We start from the raw sequence: 15571 nt of genomic DNA on the forward strand, positions 1-15571 counted from the left end.
ATTAGGTAAAATTATGCGAAAATGCCGGCTGTACGCGACTCGGGCTACCGCGTCACTTTCCCGTCATCGCCGATCTCCACGCCGTAGAGCCGGCGCGCGGCGTCGGCCGTGACATAGCCTTCTGCGATATCCGCCGCGACGGCCTCGGCCGGCCGGTCGCGCGGATCACCGTGGCCGCCGCCGCCAGGCAGGTCGACCCGCACCCGGTCATCGGCGCCGACGATCTGCCTGCCCTTGGGCCGCAGCGGGCTGCCGCTGGCGGTCGCGACCGTGCCTGCCGCCCCGTCCGCCCCGCCGTTGCGTCCCCTCGCCGGGTTCTCGACCCGGTCGTACATGGCGAACAGGGCGAAGGGTGCGCCGTCGCGCGTCCCCATTTCGACTGTCTGGCCGAGGCCGCCGCGCTGCTGTCCCGCGCCGCCGGAATCGGGCCGCAGTTCCTTGCGCCAGACGACGACCGGCGCCCGGGTCTCGATCGCTTCGACCGGCAAGGCGCGCACGCCGCTGGGGAAGGCGGTGGCGGACAGGCCGTCGGCCGCGGGGCGGGCGCCGGAGCCGCCGCTGTTGAACGACAGCAGGTCGAAGGCCGCGGCGTCGCTGTCCCGATTCATGCCGGGCGCGGCGCCGATCTCCGGCCCGCCGCGCACCTGGATGCCCCACAGGCAGGCCGCGCCTTCTGCGGGCACTTCGAGGCCGGGCACTTTCGCCAGGCAGCCGAGCACGACGTCCGGCAGGAACTGGCCGACGATGTGGCGCGCGCTGACCGGCCGAGGCTTCTCGACATTGAGGATGGAGCCGGCCGGCGCCCTGACCTCGACCGGCGCGAGCGAACCGGCATTGTTGGGGATTTCCGGCGCTACCGCTGCGCGCACGCCGAACGCCGTATAGGCCAGGGTGTAGTTCATCACCAGGTTGACGCCGTAGGCGCTGGCCGGCGAGCTGCCGTCGAAGTCGATGACGATGCGTTCGCCGTCGATCGTCAGCGCGGCGTCCAGAATGACCGGCCGGTCGATGCCGTCGAGGGTGACGGCGTTACGGTATGTGCCGTCCGGCAGGGCGCGGATCGCGTCCTCCATCGCCCGGCGCGAGCGTTCCAGGATGAAATCGGCCAGCGCGTCGAAGCGAATGTCGCCATACTCGTCCAGCATTGCAGCGAGCCGGCGTTCCCCCAGATGGTTGCAGGTCGCGTAGCTGCGGATGTCGCCTTCCACCGGGTCCGGCTGGCGGACATTGGCGCGGACGATCTCGAACAGGTCCTCGTTGAACGCGCCTTCGCGCGCCAGCCGCATGATCGGGATGAACAGGCCTTCTTCGTAGATCGACCGCCCGTCCGGGCACTGGCCCAGCCCGCCGATATCGACCTGGTGGCAGGTGCAGGCGAACAGGGCGACCGGCTCGTTCCGGTGGAACGCCGGCGAGACGACGGTGATATCGTGCAGATGGCCGGAGCTGAGCCAGGGATCGTTGGTGATGAAATGGTCGCCCGGCTTCATTTCAGCGGCCGGGAATTTCTCCAGGAAATAGCCGACCGCCTCTGCCATCGAGTTGACATGGCCGGGGGTCCCGGTCACCGCCTGGGCGACCATGCGCCCGCGCGTGTCGAACACGCCGGCGGAAAGGTCGCCGGCTTCGCTCACCGTCTCGCTGAACGCCGTCTTGATCAGGCTGCGCGCCTGCTCCTCGACGATGGCGGTCAGGCGGTTCCACAGCACCGGATAGCGGATGCGGGTCAGGCTGTCTTCGGCCGGCATTTCGGTCATCATCGGTCCTCCGCCGTGCGCTCCAGAATCAGGGAGCCGAACGGATCGCAGGACAGGGTATATCCCGGCGGGGCGATGGTCGAGGTCTGGGCTTCGACGATCACCGCCGGCCCGGCGACGGCCTGACCGGGGCGCAGCCGGTCGCGGTCGAACACGGCCGCCGTCAGAGGCTTGCCGGCGGACGTATCGACAATCCTTCGCGCCGCGATCTCGGGCGACGCCGGTTCCTCGGGGTCTTCGAGCGGCCGGGTCGTGTCCTGCGCACGGCATTCCGCCCGGACGGTCCAGGCGACGAATTCCAGCGGCACACCGTCAATCGGCGGGCCGTACTGCCGCTGGTAGGCCGCCGCATAGGCATCCGCCACGGCTTCCGACCACGGACCGGGGTCGCGCGGGTCGGGCGGCGCTTCGGGCAGAGGCACCATGATCTCGTGACTCTGGCCGCGATAACGCATGAAGGCGGCATAAGAGAGGCGCTCCGGCGCGCGGCCGGCGGCGGTCTCGACGAAGGATGCGGCTTCGTCGCGCATGTCCGCCAGCAGCGCCGCAACGGCGGCGGCGTCCAGCGATTCGAGCTGCTGGTACAGGCTGCGCGCGACCTCGAACGCCACCGGCGCGCGCAGGAAGCCGATCGCCGAGCCGACCCCGGCGCCGCGCGGCACGACGATCCGGTCGATGCCCAGCTTGTCGGCGAGCCGGGCGGCGTGCAGCGGGGCGCAGCCGCCGAACGCGATCAGGGTCCGTCCCTCGAAATCCCTGCCGTGCTCTACGGCGTGTTCCCTCGCTGCGTTGGCCATGTTCTCGTCGACCATTTCGGCGACACCGAGGGCCGCCGTCGCGGTGTCGAGATCGAGCGGCGCGCCGACATCGGCGGCGAGCGTGCTTTCGGCCGCGGCAGCGTCCAGCATCATCGTGCCGCCGGCGAAACCGGCCGGATCGATCCGGCCGAGCACGACGTCGGCGTCGGTCACGGTCGCGCCGGTCCCGCCGCGGGCGTAGCAGGCCGGGCCGGGATCGGACCCGGCGCTGCGCGGGCCGACCGCGATCCGGCCGAGCCCGTCGACGCCGCACAGGGAGCCGCCGCCCGCGCCGATCTCGACCATTTCGACCACCGGGATGCGCAGGGGCAGGCCGCTGCCGCGCTTGAAACGATAGGCCCGGTCGACCTCGAAGTCGCGCGCCGACTGCGGCCGGCCGTCGTCGATCAGGCAGATCTTGGCGGTCGTGCCGCCCATGTCGAAGGAGACGGCCTTGGCGGCGCCGGTCTGCCTGGCGACTGCGGCGGCATAGATCGCACCGCCGGCCGGGCCGGATTCGACGAGCCGGACCGGGAAGCGGATCGCCGTATCGACGGTCCCGAGGCCGCCGTTCGACAGCATGACCATCAGCGCGCCGGCGAAACCGGCCTCGGCCAGTGCCTGCTCCAGTCGGCGCAGATACGCGGCGACCGCAGGCTGGACATAGGCGTTGGCGACGGTGGTCGAGAAGCGCTGAAATTCGCGCATTTCCGGCGAGACCTCGCAGGACAGGCTGACCGGCAGCCCCGGATACGCCGCCAGCACCAGATCGCGCAGGCGCCGTTCATGGGCCGGGTTGGCGTAGCTGTGCAGCAGGCCGATCGCGACGCTTTCGATTCCCTCGGCGGCGATGGCGTCCAGCACGGGCGCGACCGACGCCTCGTCGAGCGGGATCAGGGCCCCGCCATTGACGTCGAGCCGCTCGCGCACCGTCAGCCGGCGGGCGCGGCGCACCAGCGGCGCCGGCTTGACGATGTTCAGGTCGTATTGGTCGAACCGGCTTTCCGAGCCCATTTCGAGTACGTCGCGAAAGCCTTCGGTGGTGACGAACAGGGTCTCCGCGCCGCGCCGTTCGATCACGGCGTTCGTCGCCAGCGTCGTGCCGTGGATGATCCGGCCGATATCTGCCAACCCGATCCCGGCCGCCTTGCAGGCCGCGGCGACGCCGTCGAGCACCGCGCGCGCCGGTTCGGCGCCGGTGGTCAGCAGCTTGGCGGAATGGAAGCGGCCGTCGCCATGTTCCAGGGCGATATCGGTGAAGGTGCCGCCCACGTCCACGCCGACGCGGAACCTGCCCTGAGAGGTGGCGTTTTCTGACGGTTTATCAGTATCTTGAGGCATCGCATCGACCCGGAACGTGCAAGACGGCACCGGGCCGATGTAAGCGTACTGTAAGCGGATTCGTTCCAGCGTCAGGTCATTCGTGTCGGCGCGGGCACAAGCGGCCCCCGGCAACCCTTCGGGTCCCGGGGGATGACGGCCCGGCCCCGGAACGAACCGCGTCGAGCGCTTGCACGGCCGGCCGCGATGCCTGCCGGCACTCTAGCAGCAGCGCCGGCCGCCGTCACCGGTCCCGATCGTCGGGCGGGTCGCGCGGCACCAGCTCGCGCCAGCCGCCGGCGGCGAGCGCGTTGGCCTTCCTCACCCAGCGCCGCACCTGCGAGCGCATCCACCCGTCGGGGTCCCACTCGGCGGCGACGCGCTCCGCGCCCCAGACATCCTCGGCGATGCGCCGCTGCGTCCTCTTCTCCCGGAGCCCGTCGAGCACCGTCATCGGGAACAGGTCCCCGCCCGCAGGCCGCGAGGGTCTGGCCCCGCCGTCTCCGGGGGGACCGCGCGGCCCGCGACGCTCCAGAAGTCGATCAGCCGCCGCACCGTCTGCGGCATCCCGAGCCCGAAGGGGTGGCGCAGCTCGATCCCTGCGGCGTCGGGGAACGGCCCGGCGCCGCGCACCCGGAGCTGGAGGGCCGCCGCGCCGCACTCGATCTTGAGCACCAGGGCGCCGTCGAGCAGCCGCAGCCCCTCGATGGACCCCCCGCCCTCCGCGACCACGGCGGCCAGGGGCGCGACGCCCGGCGCGACCGCCGCCTCCGCCATGCCGTCCTGCACCCAGAAGGGCGAGGCGGGGCCGTCCCCGGCGCGCGGGTCCGCCCAGGCCAGCAGGTCGAACCGGGCCGCCTTCAGATCCCCCGCGCCCTGGATGCGGATCGGGAACGGTCCCGGTTCGAGCGCGGCCGGCGCGGCGGCGTGCGCGCGCCATGCCGCCTCGTAGTCCCCGAGCCGGCGCAGCACCATCCAGGCCCGCATGCCGTCGCCGGTTGTCATCGGGGCGCCGTGTTGTTTCGCGCTTTAGCCGGATAGAAGGTCGGCAGTTTTTCTCACATTGACTGGTTTGGGATTTCCGGCGCTGGCGGGCGAATGTGGGAAGCCGCCCGCGGCCGGGGTCGCCGGTGTGGCGGCTTTGCGCCGCGGGTGGCGGTTCCGTAGTCTCGGTCTGACCAGGGACAACAAGGAAGAGGCCCGCGCGGGCCGAACCCCGCCGGGCCATGGCCGGTGTGCAGCTTCGTTACAAGACGGGGCTTACCGGCGAGGAATACGTTAGGACGGAGGCGTGGCGCGATGCAAGGCTCGAGCGCTGCCCCAATCACCCGCACGGCGGCTGTTCCGTGGCAAGCCACGGCACTTACTCGCGCAAGACCCCGCCCGGCGCGAAGGTTCCTCGTTGGTATTGCCGTGAGAGCCATACGACCATCAGCCTGCTGGCCGACTGTCTGGCGGCGCGGCTGCCGGGCACGCTCGACGCTCTGGAAGCGGTTGTCGTTGCGGCCGAGGAGGCGCAGAGCCTGGAGGCGGCGGCGAACGAGCTGCGCCGCCCCGAGGACGATGGCGCCGTCGAGCTTCCCGGCGCGATGCGCTGGGTGCGCCGGCGGGTGCGTCTCGTTCACAACGCTCTTGTCCGCGTCATCGGCCTGATCCCCGACCGGCTGGCGGGTTGCGCGGCGACCATGGTGGCGGTGCGCGCGCGTCTGGGGAGCGACAGTGCGTTGATGACGCTGCGTGCCCTGGTGGCGGCGCAGCTTCGGGTGCTGCCCGCCCCGTTGGGCTTCCAACCCCATGGAATCGGCGTCCCGGGTCGCACCCCGGCGTTCCAACACTCGATGGGGCCTGACCCGCCCCCGGCCGCTGCATAGCGTGACGGTCCCGGGGCCAGTGGGCTCCGCGACGCAGGCGAGCTGTGGATGAGCGACGTCATGCACGGGCCGAAGGTCCGGCTCGGGCGCAGCCGGCGCAAGACCTACCTCATCGCCTTCATCGACGATGCCACCCGTGTGGTCCCCTTCGCCGCCTTCGCGATGTCGGAGAACGTCCCGGCCTTCCTGCCGGTGTGGAAGAACGCGCTGATCCGCCGCGGGCTGCCGGCGCGTCTGTACGTGGACAACGGTGCGGCCTACCGCTCGCGCCAGCTCGCCCTGGTGTGCGCGAAGCTCGGCGTGGTGCTGGTGCACGCAAGACCGTATCAGCCAGCGGGAAAGGGCAAGATCGAGCGCTTCTTCCGCACCCTTCGCGCCGGCTGGCTCGCCCACCTCGACGCGCGGGCCACCGACAGCGTGCAGACGCTCAACCGCAGCCTGTGGGCGTGGATCGAGGGCGAGTACCACAACACCCCGCATCGCGGCCTCGACGGGCGCACCCCGCTCGAGCAGTGGGCGCTCGTCTCGGGCGGCGTGCGCTATCCCGACGCCACGCTCGACCTCGACGAGGTCTTCCTCTTCGAGGCCAAGCGCGTGGTGCACAAGGACCGCACCGTCAGCCTCAACGGCCGGCTCTACGAGGTCGACGCCATCCTGGTCGGCCAGAGGGTCATCTTGCGCTACGACCCGCACGCGCCGCCCACGAGGCCGCTCGACGTCGTCCACGAACCTCCTGCCCAAGGGCGTGATCGCCTTCCCCGGCAGCGGCATCACCGAGAACCTCGTGGACCGCGCCCGATCGCTCGGCATACCGGTCGCTCGCTGCGCCGCCTGACCGCCGCGCATCGCGGGCCGCGTCGTCATCCCCGCAGCGGGACGGCGGCGCGGCCCGTTTCGTTTCCGACCGACGGTGTTGCGACGGCGCCGTCATCCTCGCGCGCGCTTCGCGCCGCGCTCGCGCCTTCGCCACCCGCGACGAGTTCTGGTGCCCGAACGTCGTCGCCATCGTCCGCCTGCTGATGCTGACCGGCTGCCGCTTCGGCGAGATCGCCGCACTCGAATGGGACTGGATCAAGGGCAAGCGCATCCATCTTCGGGATTCGAAATCGGGACCGCGCACGGTCTGGCTGTCGAGCGCCGCGCGGGCCGTCATCGACGCCATCCCGCGATACAGCGCGGATTGCCCCTATCTCTTTCCCGCCCGTCCGCCGACGCGGCCCATCGACAACATCGCCTTCCAATGGGATCGCATCCGCGCCGAGGCCGAACTGTCCGGCTTGCGGCTTCACGATCTTCGTCACAGTTGGGCGTCCACCGCCGCCATGAACGGCGTCGGCATGCTGACCATCGCCAAGCTGCTCGGTCACGCGCTGGTGGAGACGACCGAACGCTATGTCCACCTGTCCGACCGCTCGGTTGCCGAGGCCGCCGACCGGGTGTCCGGGCGCATCGGGGCGGCGCTGGCCGGTAGAGGGACCGTCTGGGAGGGAGGGTGCGATCATGCCGACGGTTGATCTCACCGCGCGGCTCGCCCGCGAGACCGAACCCGGCGACCGGGACGTGTTCCTGTTCGACCGGGCGCTGCCCGGCTTCGGGTTGCGCGTCCACCGGTCCGGCGCGAAAGCGTGGATCGTGCAGGCTCGCATCGAGGGGAAGACCCGGCGCATCGTCATTGCTCGTTTCGGCGAGATGGAACTGACGCAAGCCCGCCGCCGCGCCCGTGACATCCTCGCGCGCGTCCGCGCGGGCGACAATCCCGCCGACGACATCCACAGGGAGAAGACCGCCCCGACCGTAGCCATGCTGGCCGAGGAGTATCTCCGGCGCTGCGATCCCTACTGGAAGCCGTCGGGACGCAAGACCATCCGCATCTATCTCAAGGCCCGCATCCTGCCCGCCTTCGGCAAGATGCCGGTGGAGCGTGTCGGCCCCGAGGACGTGGCCGCGTGGTTCGACGAAGCGAGCCGGGACCGGCCCGGCGCGGCCAACCGCGCCTTCGAGATACTGCGCTCGATGATGTTCCGGGCCGAGGAATACGGCTTCCGCGAGCCGGGCACCAATCCCTGTCTCGGCATCAGGAAGAACCCGAGGCGCAACATCGCCCGGTTCCTCGACACCGACGAACTCGCCCGGCTCGGGCAGGCGCTCGACGCCCGCGAGGACGAACGGCCCGAGGCCGTCGCGGCGATCCGGCTGCTGGCGCTCACCGGCTGCCGCCGGGGCGAAGTGCTCAACCTTCGCTGGCGCGACATCGGAGAGAACGCCATCGCCTTGCCCGATAGCAAGACTGGACCGCGCATCGTGCCGCTCGGCGGGGCGGCGCGGGCCGTTATCGATATGCTGCCCGGACCACGCGACACCGATGCGTTCCTGTTTCCGAGCCTCGCCGGGGGCCGACACGCACACCGGGTCGTGAACTTCTGGCACGCGGTCTGCCACGACGCGAAGCTCGGCAAGGTCCGATTGCACGATTTGCGGCACACGGCGGCGAGCCATGCCGTCATGTCGGGCGAGAACCTGCCGCTGGTGGGCAAGCTGCTTGGTCATCGTCGCCACGAGACCACGGCGAGCTATGCTCATCTTGCCGACGGTCATCTGGTCGAGACGGCGGAGAAGGTCGGGAGCCTGATCGCCGAGGCGATGAACCTCCGGGACGCGCCGCCACCGCCGCCTTCCGCCTCCCGCGCCCTGCGCATGCGCGGGCGCTGGTTTTGAAGTCAGTTCCGATCCTACTCCAGCACAGAGTCCGGTCGATTTTCGACGCCGTCGCGATCCAGTCCTGCGCTTGCGCCGCCATATGGACTCACGCGCCACCATGCGCCAGACTTCGCCTCGCTAGCACTTTTCGGGTTCCCCGCTCTGTCGGGTCGCCCGCTGAATACAACAGCCTGATCCGGCAAGGGGTAGCTCCCCGATGCTTGGCGAATAGGCGGGGAACATTTCCCATACCGGAAAGTGTTAGCAACGGCCCGGCTCCCGGCCGCATCGGGGGCGATGATCGTGAGGAGAACATCGATGCACACCGTTTTCGCCATCGCCGCCGCCCTGTTCCTGCTTGTCGCCTGCGGAGGCGGTGGAGGCGGAGGCAAGCCCGACCCGATGACGCAACAGCCGAACCAGCCTGTTGTTGACACGGACGGCGATGGGGTAGCGGATGCTCAGGACGCCTTCCCGCGCGATGCTTCCGAGACGATGGACAGCGACGGAGACGGCGTGGGCGACAACGCGGACGCGTTCCCGCAGGACGCTTCGGAGACGATGGACACGGATGGAGACGGCGTGGGCGACAACGCGGACGCGTTCCCGCAAGACCCCTCAAAGACGGTAGAAGTTGATCGGCTACCCTTTCCATTCGCGTATGTCGATGATCCGAATACCGAGACGCTATTCGCGCGGCACTACAGCGTTCGAAACCTTCCGACCGTCCTTTCTTCGGACGTGAAGAATTCGCCTATCTACACGGATGAAATTCTCGCCAGTGAAGCAGGGCCGACTCCTTTCGGCCAAGGAGGATACACGCCGAAGATTTTTGTAGGCGTAGACCAGGGTGATATCGGCCGATTGCCCGTGACCGGCACTCGTGGAGATTCGGAAATTCGCTTCGGCCAACTGAATGACGGAGCAGGGCGCAGCCAATTGGTGGCCTATTTGCAAGAGGCGTTTCCGGGTGCGGGTGTGGCTCGGTGGCCGCAAGCTCCGACAGTGCGGATTGTTGGCCAAGCATCGAGCCTTGACCAAAATATTGTTGCCGCCACGATTCAGCTAATCAATACTGCCCTTCCAGAAGGCTACAAAATCACTATGGGTAACTCATTGCCGGAAGATGCCGGGGAAACAGCCAATACCATCCGAGTGAAATTCGTCCCTGTAAGTCCTAGAGGCGCTGGGGCAACAACATACAATCGGATTAGCACAAGTGCAGATGGTTACAAAGTGGTAGCGGATTCCCTAATCGAATTCTACAGGGATACCAACGTGTACGCGGATGCCACCGGGACGGCAGACGCGGGAATCGCCAGTATCCGGCGATCCGTGATCCTACTCGCCCATGAAATGATGCACGCTCTAGGAGTCGATGATCATCCATCGGCAGGCTACGCTACCATTCTGGAGGGAACCGCCGACATTTACGCCTTGGAACAGAACGGGAAGCAGCAACCTTTATCGCTTCTGTACCCGATAGACCGGGAATCATTGCGGGCGCTTTACAGCCTTGAACCGGGAACTGATCCGTCGTCCCTTGGCCCTTGGGCAAGCACTTCAAGGCACATTCACGGCAACGGCTCCCATGCCGGTTTCGGGGTTGCGCTGCGCAACGGTTATGTCGAGCCATGGGCTTACGGCTATACGCCGGACAGCGACCTTGCCGACAATCGGAGCCTGTCCGGTTCAGCGGTTTGGAACGGCGAATTGCTGGGCCTGACCCCGGACGCGGCGGCCGTCGCGGGCGATGCCGCGATCAGCGTCAATCTGGTGTCCATGACGGGCCGGGCGGATTTCACCAATCTCGAGACATGGGGCGCGAACGCCGCGCCCGGCGCTGCCGGGAGCGGGGTGACATGGCTCAATGGCGATCTCGGCTATGGCATCGCGGTTCGCGGCAACACCTTCCGGGAGACCAGCGGCGACGACGGGCGCTTGACGGGCATATTCACCGGGCGATCGCATGAAGGCGCGGCAGGTACGCTGGAACGGACGGATCTTACGGCGGCTTTCGGAGCATCACGCTAGCAGCAGGCTTTGTGCGGCGGGCGGCCCTAGCCCATCGCAAGGGCGGCGAACGGGGCGGGTGCAGAAAGCTGCATTTGCCGCTACCGGCTTGCCATCTCGAAGAACCCGAGGCGCAACATCGCCCGGTTCCTCGACACCGACGAACTCGCCCGGCTCAGACGCGCGCTCGACGCCCGCGAGACCGAAAGGCCCGAGGTCGTCGCGGCCATCCGGCTGCTGGCGCTGGTTTTGAAGTGAGTTCAGACGTTATTCGCAGTGTAACTCCATGGCAGCATGGCACGTGCTCAGCAGTCCAAATACCCACGTTTTTCAAGGTATTCTTCAAAACTAGAATAGTTCTTTATGCCATGAGATTTTTGCACTCTTCCATGTTTCGTCTTGTCAATTCTCGATTGAATATACGCTACAAGATTCTCAAATCTCTCCAAAGGCACCATCTTCCAATTTGCCCCAAATTTCCTTTTTATCTGTTGATAAAATACTGGGTATTTCATCGCGTCCTTGCCAACTTCGATTCTCTTGAATTCATGATATCTGTCAATCAAGTGCTTCGTGTAGTTCATATGGCACAGACTTGAAGCTATCGAACCTTGTGGGGCCGCAACCTTCACCGTTCTCCGTGTCGTCTTTATCTTCACGTTTTGTATTGAATTTGCAACTACTCCCAAGTTTGCTCCTTTGGTGAAATCTGCATGGATAACATTACTCGCGGTCTCACCCTTGAAGAACGGATGTTTGCCTTCTCCAAGCAGCTTTTTCACCCTTTCCACGTCGCTTTTGGGAATCTGGCCTTGCGTTATCTTTGAGTGGCAGTTTGCACAGACATAGATCAAATTCTCGAACAAATCCGTACCGTCTTCCGATATCGGTGTGATGTGATGAAGTTCTGCTGTCGAAACATCATCCTCGCCACAGAAAGGACATGTTGACTGACTTTCTTGAGTAACCTGCTTCCTGATGATCGACGGAATGGACTTTCTCATTTCGTATTCTCCATCGGCGATTGAATCGCAGACATCGCCTGACTTGGCCAGCTTGATCACCAGACAGCGTTGATTGCAGCACCAATTTTATATTGTGGCCGGACTGCTATACGCCGACAGGTGGAGTTTCGGAACGTCAACCGTTTTGTCGCCAGCTCAGGCCCATCCGCCCTCGTTCAGACCCCAGCGCTTGATCCAGTCCCAAGCCTTGCGCTCGCCCAACAGCGCCTCAAGCGCCGCCATTTCGGCGCTGTAACCCAGCGAGCGGCTGTTTTCCTCGTTGTGGCCCTCGCCAGCGGCGCGAATGCGCTCGGCCTTGCCGACAGCACGCGCATGGTCCTGTGCCCTCTTGAGCACGTCCATCGCGCCTGCCATGACGGCATGGCGGATTTCTCCGGCTTGCGAGCGAGCGGGCGGCTTCTCCCGATCAAGAAGTGCCTCGATGCGATTGATTTCCCGCGCCAGATCGCAGGTGCGGTCGTCGAGCGTCGGCTTTGGCATGGTGTGGCCCTCAATAATGGAGCAAATGCTCCATTTAGAGTAGGCATGCTCCGGTGCCATGTCAAGGCCGGCAAATCGTGAGGTACGAGTCTGTTACTTCCCTTCCGCGACGTTCAGCGCGAGTAGCTCCCGGAGCGCATCGTCTTCCGAAATCGCCGCGTCCCACCCGTAGGCCGCCGCGACGGCAGCATCGAGCGCGGCGTGCGCATCGACGAACCACTGCGGCCGGGCATTGTAGAGGTTGGTCAGCGTTCGCGCCTTGAGTTCCTTCGCCGCCGCCACATCGCGGGCGACCGGACGCATCGGATAGCCCGGCACCGGCTCGCCCACCCACTCCACCCATTCGGGCGGGTTGAGCCAACGGTTGCGAAGCTCCACCAGTCGCCGCGCAGCATCGGCAATGGCGACGGCGCGGGAGTCTTCCGCATAGTCTGCCGCGGGAATATCCGGCGACAGGCCGTCCGGGAAGGGGAAGGTCTCGAAGGTGGTGGTCGGCGTGTAGCGCGGATCGTTCCCTTTGCCGAGCCAGGTCCCCAACCGCAGCGACCATGCCTCGTGATACCGGCTGTGCAGGATGCCGAATATCGTGTCGTCGTCGCGGGCGATGGCGATTGTCGCGCTATCGGGGCAAACGCCAGCATCGCACCATACGAATAAGCGATGCTTGGCAACGCGGGGCGTCAAGATGAAACGTGACAGTCCGTCGAGCGCGCGCCACATGCCCTGTCTCGGCTCGACATGCCGCCACCAGCTCAGGCGATACGCTTCCCGGCGGTTCCGCTGGCGCATCGGCCAGACTTGTTCTTTGACGTGCCCGAAGGGCGCTTCGTAGAGCGCCGCGTCGGCCTCCGTCATGCTCCACCCGAAATCCACGATCCATTTGTCTGTCGGGCGGCGGGTCAGGTCCATGCCGTTGACCCAGGGCTTCAGGACATCGGAATTGGGCCGCCCGTCCGGATTGGCCGGAAGGCGCAGCCATTCCCGCGCGAGATCGCCCGGAATGTCGAACGGCCCACCCTTGGTGTCACCCATGAAGGCAACCCCGATGTTCGCCGGGACGCGCTTCGCTCCGGTCAGGTCGATCCCGGCTCCGCCGCGCCTGACCGTGAGGTCGGAGTGGATTTCGTCGGCGGGCTCACCATCCATGCGCGTCTCCGGCCTGTACGCGTCGTCCGCGCCGGAGAAACAGACCAGCGACACCCGCACCGCCGCGCCGTCGACCACCCACGGTTCATCCGACCAGGCATCGAAGATCGGGCGTCCGTCGGTCGCCGCCTGCAAGGCCCGACGGTTCGCGCCGCCGCGTATGGAATTCGTGGCGACGAGACCGACGCGCGTCGCCTTGTCCGAAGCGACGTGCTCGCCCGCCTTCACGAACCAGTAGCAGACGAGATCGGCTTCGGGCGGTATGCGCTCCTTCCACGCTGCGAACATCCGCGAAACGTAGTCCTCGCCCAACCCGCCGATCAGTAGCTTGCCGCCGAGAAACGGCGGGTTGCCGATCACGACATCGGCTCGCGGCCAGTCCGGCTCGATCCCGTCCGGCGCGAGGATGGCGTCCCGGCACTCGATGGTGTCGAGCGGGTCGAGAATCGGGTTGGTCGAGTTGCTGAACCCGTTGCGCCGCATCCACTGGATTTCGCCGATCCACACCGACACGCGGGCAAGCTCGGCGGCGTAGGCGTTGATCTCGATGCCCTTCACGTTCGCCGGGCCGACCGCCGGGAACCCGCGCGCAAGGCCGAGCGTCTCCGCTTCGAGCTGGACCCGGTGCTCGATGTCCTTGAGCGCGTGCAGCGCGAGATACAGGAAGTTCCCCGAGCCGCAAGCCGGGTCGAGCACGGTGAACCGCCGCAGCCGTTCGAGGAAGGCGCGCAGCGCCCGGTCCGCCTGCCGCCGCAGCCGGGTCTGCGCCGCCGGCGAGCCAGCGGTGTCGGCGCGCTCGACCATAACCGCGATTTCGGCCTTCGCTGTCTCCCATTCCGCGAGCAGCGGACGGACGATCACCGGATCGACGATCCGCATGATCTTGTCGCGGTCGGTGTAATGCGCTCCAAGCTGCGAGCGCTTGTCCGGGTCGAGGCCGCGCTCGAACAGTGTGCCGAGAATCGACGGGTCGATTTCCGACCAGTCGAGCGCCGCCGCCTTGAGCGCCGTCTCGATCCCCTCCCGGTCGAGCGGCAAGGCGGCATCGTCGTCGAACAGGCCGCCGTTGAACCAGGCCACGGATTCGAACCCGATGCGCCCCCCGACAGACATCGCACTGAACAGGTCGCGGGCAAGCTCGGCGAACTCGTCTGGCCGACGGCGCGCCTGTTCCAGCATCCGGGTGAACATGTTGCCGGGCAGCAGGCCCACATCCTCCGCGAACATGCAGAACACGAGACGGTTCACGAAGTGCGCCACCGTCTGCGGATCGTGGCCTCGATCCCGCAAGCCTTGGGCAAGCTCCGCGAAGGTTGCCGCCGCGCGCTCCGTCACCGTCTGTCGCGTCTCGCCGGGCCGCAGCCGCTCCGGGTCCGACATCGCCCACTTGAGTATGTCGCGGGTCGCACCGTCGGCGAGGTCGTCGAGCGCGAACTCGTGCGTCACGCTCACGCTGTTCGTCCAGTTGGTGCGGATGCGGAACCGCGCCATGTCCGAGACGATCAGCAGCGGCGGGTTCTCCAGTGCGAGAGCGTACTGCCGCAACTGATTGAACGCCGCGTCGAGGTCGGCGCGGCGGCCCTTGTACTCCCAGGCGAAGCAGCCGCGCTTCCACACGTCGGCCCAGCCGTCGCCGCCGGTGTCCTTGCGCGCGCCGCGCTCGAAGCAGTACCGCTCGCCCGCCGGGTCGGCCTCCGCCGGTGTCGGCTCGGCGAGCAGACGGCACAGGTCGATGAAGTGTTCCTGCGACGCCGAGCGTTCCTTCAGCTCCGACGCGCGCCACTTGGCGATGAACGCGCCCGGAGTCATCGCACCGACCGTGACGACGAGCACACCGGTCGGCAGTGCCGACCGGTCGCGCGTTCTGATGACGCGGCATTGTTCATCGGCGCATGTCTCCTCGCTCGCCTCCCGTTCCCGTCACCATGCGGTCGCCCCGTGCGACGCGCAAGCTCGACTGCGGCGGCTTGGGCGCGGGCGACCGTTGAGCATTGAAGCGCGACGATGATCGCATGGCCGCACCGATAGCCGCACGCGGTTCGCCGCACAATGCGAGAAGGGACCGACGGTCGGATGCCGCAGCGGGCACGACTTCGCGCCGGGCATCGTGCGCGCCGTCGCCGACAGCGCGGGCCGCACGAATGACCCGGCCAGTGCGCGGGTCGGTTTGCAATTGCTTCGCCGTCTCGTGCTTCCTACACTACCGGTCGGATGCCGCGCGGCGGTTCGTAGACCATTCTCTCTCATGCGCGGCGGGCGCTGCCGCTCAAGCGCCGCTCGGGCTAAATGCCGATGGCAAAACGGCTTTCATCCCCCGAGTGCTTGGGCGCCAAGGAAGCAGGATCGGGACGCCTTTCGGCGCGATTTTCTCACACCGGACGCAGCCCGCTGCAAGACCCGCCAACACCTGCCCTTGAGTACCCTGGAGTGCGCTCCAGCACCCCTGACGACGACAATGGCGGACA

Annotated in this window: 12 protein-coding genes; 5 read left to right on the forward strand and 7 right to left on the reverse strand. The window is 67.0% G+C overall.

Annotated elements, in window-relative coordinates; all coding sequences use genetic code 11:
• Window positions 1-44: 44 nt before the first annotated feature.
• The 4 genes from OXM58_18575 to OXM58_18590 all read right to left on the reverse strand — a co-directional run bounded on the left by OXM58_18575 (window position 45) and on the right by OXM58_18590 (window position 4879).
• Window positions 45-1757: a hydantoinase B/oxoprolinase family protein gene (locus OXM58_18575; GenBank protein ID MDE0150367.1), complete on the reverse strand. Its 1713-nt coding sequence runs from the start codon at window positions 1755-1757 to the stop codon at window positions 45-47.
• Complete coding sequence (locus OXM58_18580) at window positions 1757-3895, reverse strand: hydantoinase/oxoprolinase family protein (GenBank protein ID MDE0150368.1); 2139 nt, start codon at window positions 3893-3895, stop codon at window positions 1757-1759. The genes OXM58_18575 and OXM58_18580 overlap by 1 nt, the downstream gene beginning before the upstream one ends.
• Window positions 3896-4118: 223 nt before the next feature.
• Window positions 4119-4409: a DUF2285 domain-containing protein gene (locus OXM58_18585; GenBank protein MDE0150369.1), complete on the reverse strand. Its 291-nt coding sequence runs from the start codon at window positions 4407-4409 to the stop codon at window positions 4119-4121.
• Window positions 4325-4879, reverse strand: coding sequence for a hypothetical protein (locus tag OXM58_18590; GenBank protein ID MDE0150370.1), 555 nt, complete (start codon window positions 4877-4879; stop codon window positions 4325-4327). Before OXM58_18590 ends, OXM58_18585 begins: the two co-directional genes overlap by 85 nt.
• Before the next feature lie 221 nt (window positions 4880-5100).
• Here OXM58_18590 and OXM58_18595 point away from each other — a divergent pair, with 221 nt between their 5' ends.
• The 5 genes from OXM58_18595 (at window position 5101) to OXM58_18615 (ending at window position 10476) form a co-directional block, all read left to right on the forward strand.
• Window positions 5101-5745, forward strand: a complete 645-nt coding sequence (locus tag OXM58_18595) for a hypothetical protein (protein ID MDE0150371.1) — start codon at window positions 5101-5103, stop codon at window positions 5743-5745.
• 42 nt (window positions 5746-5787) lie between these two features.
• Window positions 5788-6765: a DDE-type integrase/transposase/recombinase gene (locus OXM58_18600; GenBank protein MDE0150372.1), complete on the forward strand. Its 978-nt coding sequence runs from the start codon at window positions 5788-5790 to the stop codon at window positions 6763-6765.
• Window positions 6765-7259: a site-specific integrase gene (locus OXM58_18605; protein MDE0150373.1), complete on the forward strand. Its 495-nt coding sequence runs from the start codon at window positions 6765-6767 to the stop codon at window positions 7257-7259. Before OXM58_18600 ends, OXM58_18605 begins: the two co-directional genes overlap by 1 nt.
• Window positions 7246-8460 (forward strand): tyrosine-type recombinase/integrase, encoded by a 1215-nt coding sequence (locus OXM58_18610; GenBank protein ID MDE0150374.1) that lies wholly within the window; start codon window positions 7246-7248, stop codon window positions 8458-8460. Before OXM58_18605 ends, OXM58_18610 begins: the two co-directional genes overlap by 14 nt.
• 300 nt (window positions 8461-8760) lie before the next feature.
• The gene (locus OXM58_18615; protein MDE0150375.1) at window positions 8761-10476 is read left to right on the forward strand and encodes a thrombospondin type 3 repeat-containing protein; all 1716 of its coding nucleotides are present in this window, start codon (window positions 8761-8763) and stop codon (window positions 10474-10476) included.
• A gap of 284 nt (window positions 10477-10760) precedes the next feature.
• Here OXM58_18615 and OXM58_18620 read toward each other — a convergent pair whose 3' ends face one another.
• The 3 genes from OXM58_18620 to OXM58_18630 all read right to left on the reverse strand — a co-directional run bounded on the left by OXM58_18620 (window position 10761) and on the right by OXM58_18630 (window position 14939).
• Window positions 10761-11519 (reverse strand): HNH endonuclease signature motif containing protein, encoded by a 759-nt coding sequence (locus OXM58_18620; GenBank protein ID MDE0150376.1) that lies wholly within the window; start codon window positions 11517-11519, stop codon window positions 10761-10763.
• 96 nt (window positions 11520-11615) lie between these two features.
• Window positions 11616-11960, reverse strand: coding sequence for a hypothetical protein (locus tag OXM58_18625; GenBank protein MDE0150377.1), 345 nt, complete (start codon window positions 11958-11960; stop codon window positions 11616-11618).
• 93 nt (window positions 11961-12053) lie between these two features.
• Entirely contained in the window at window positions 12054-14939 is a 2886-nt protein-coding gene (locus OXM58_18630) for a class I SAM-dependent DNA methyltransferase (GenBank protein ID MDE0150378.1), read from the reverse strand.
• Window positions 14940-15571: the final 632 nt, after the last annotated feature.

The organism is Rhodospirillaceae bacterium (assembly GCA_028819475.1).
GTDB lineage: Bacteria > Pseudomonadota > Alphaproteobacteria > Bin65 > Bin65 > Bin65.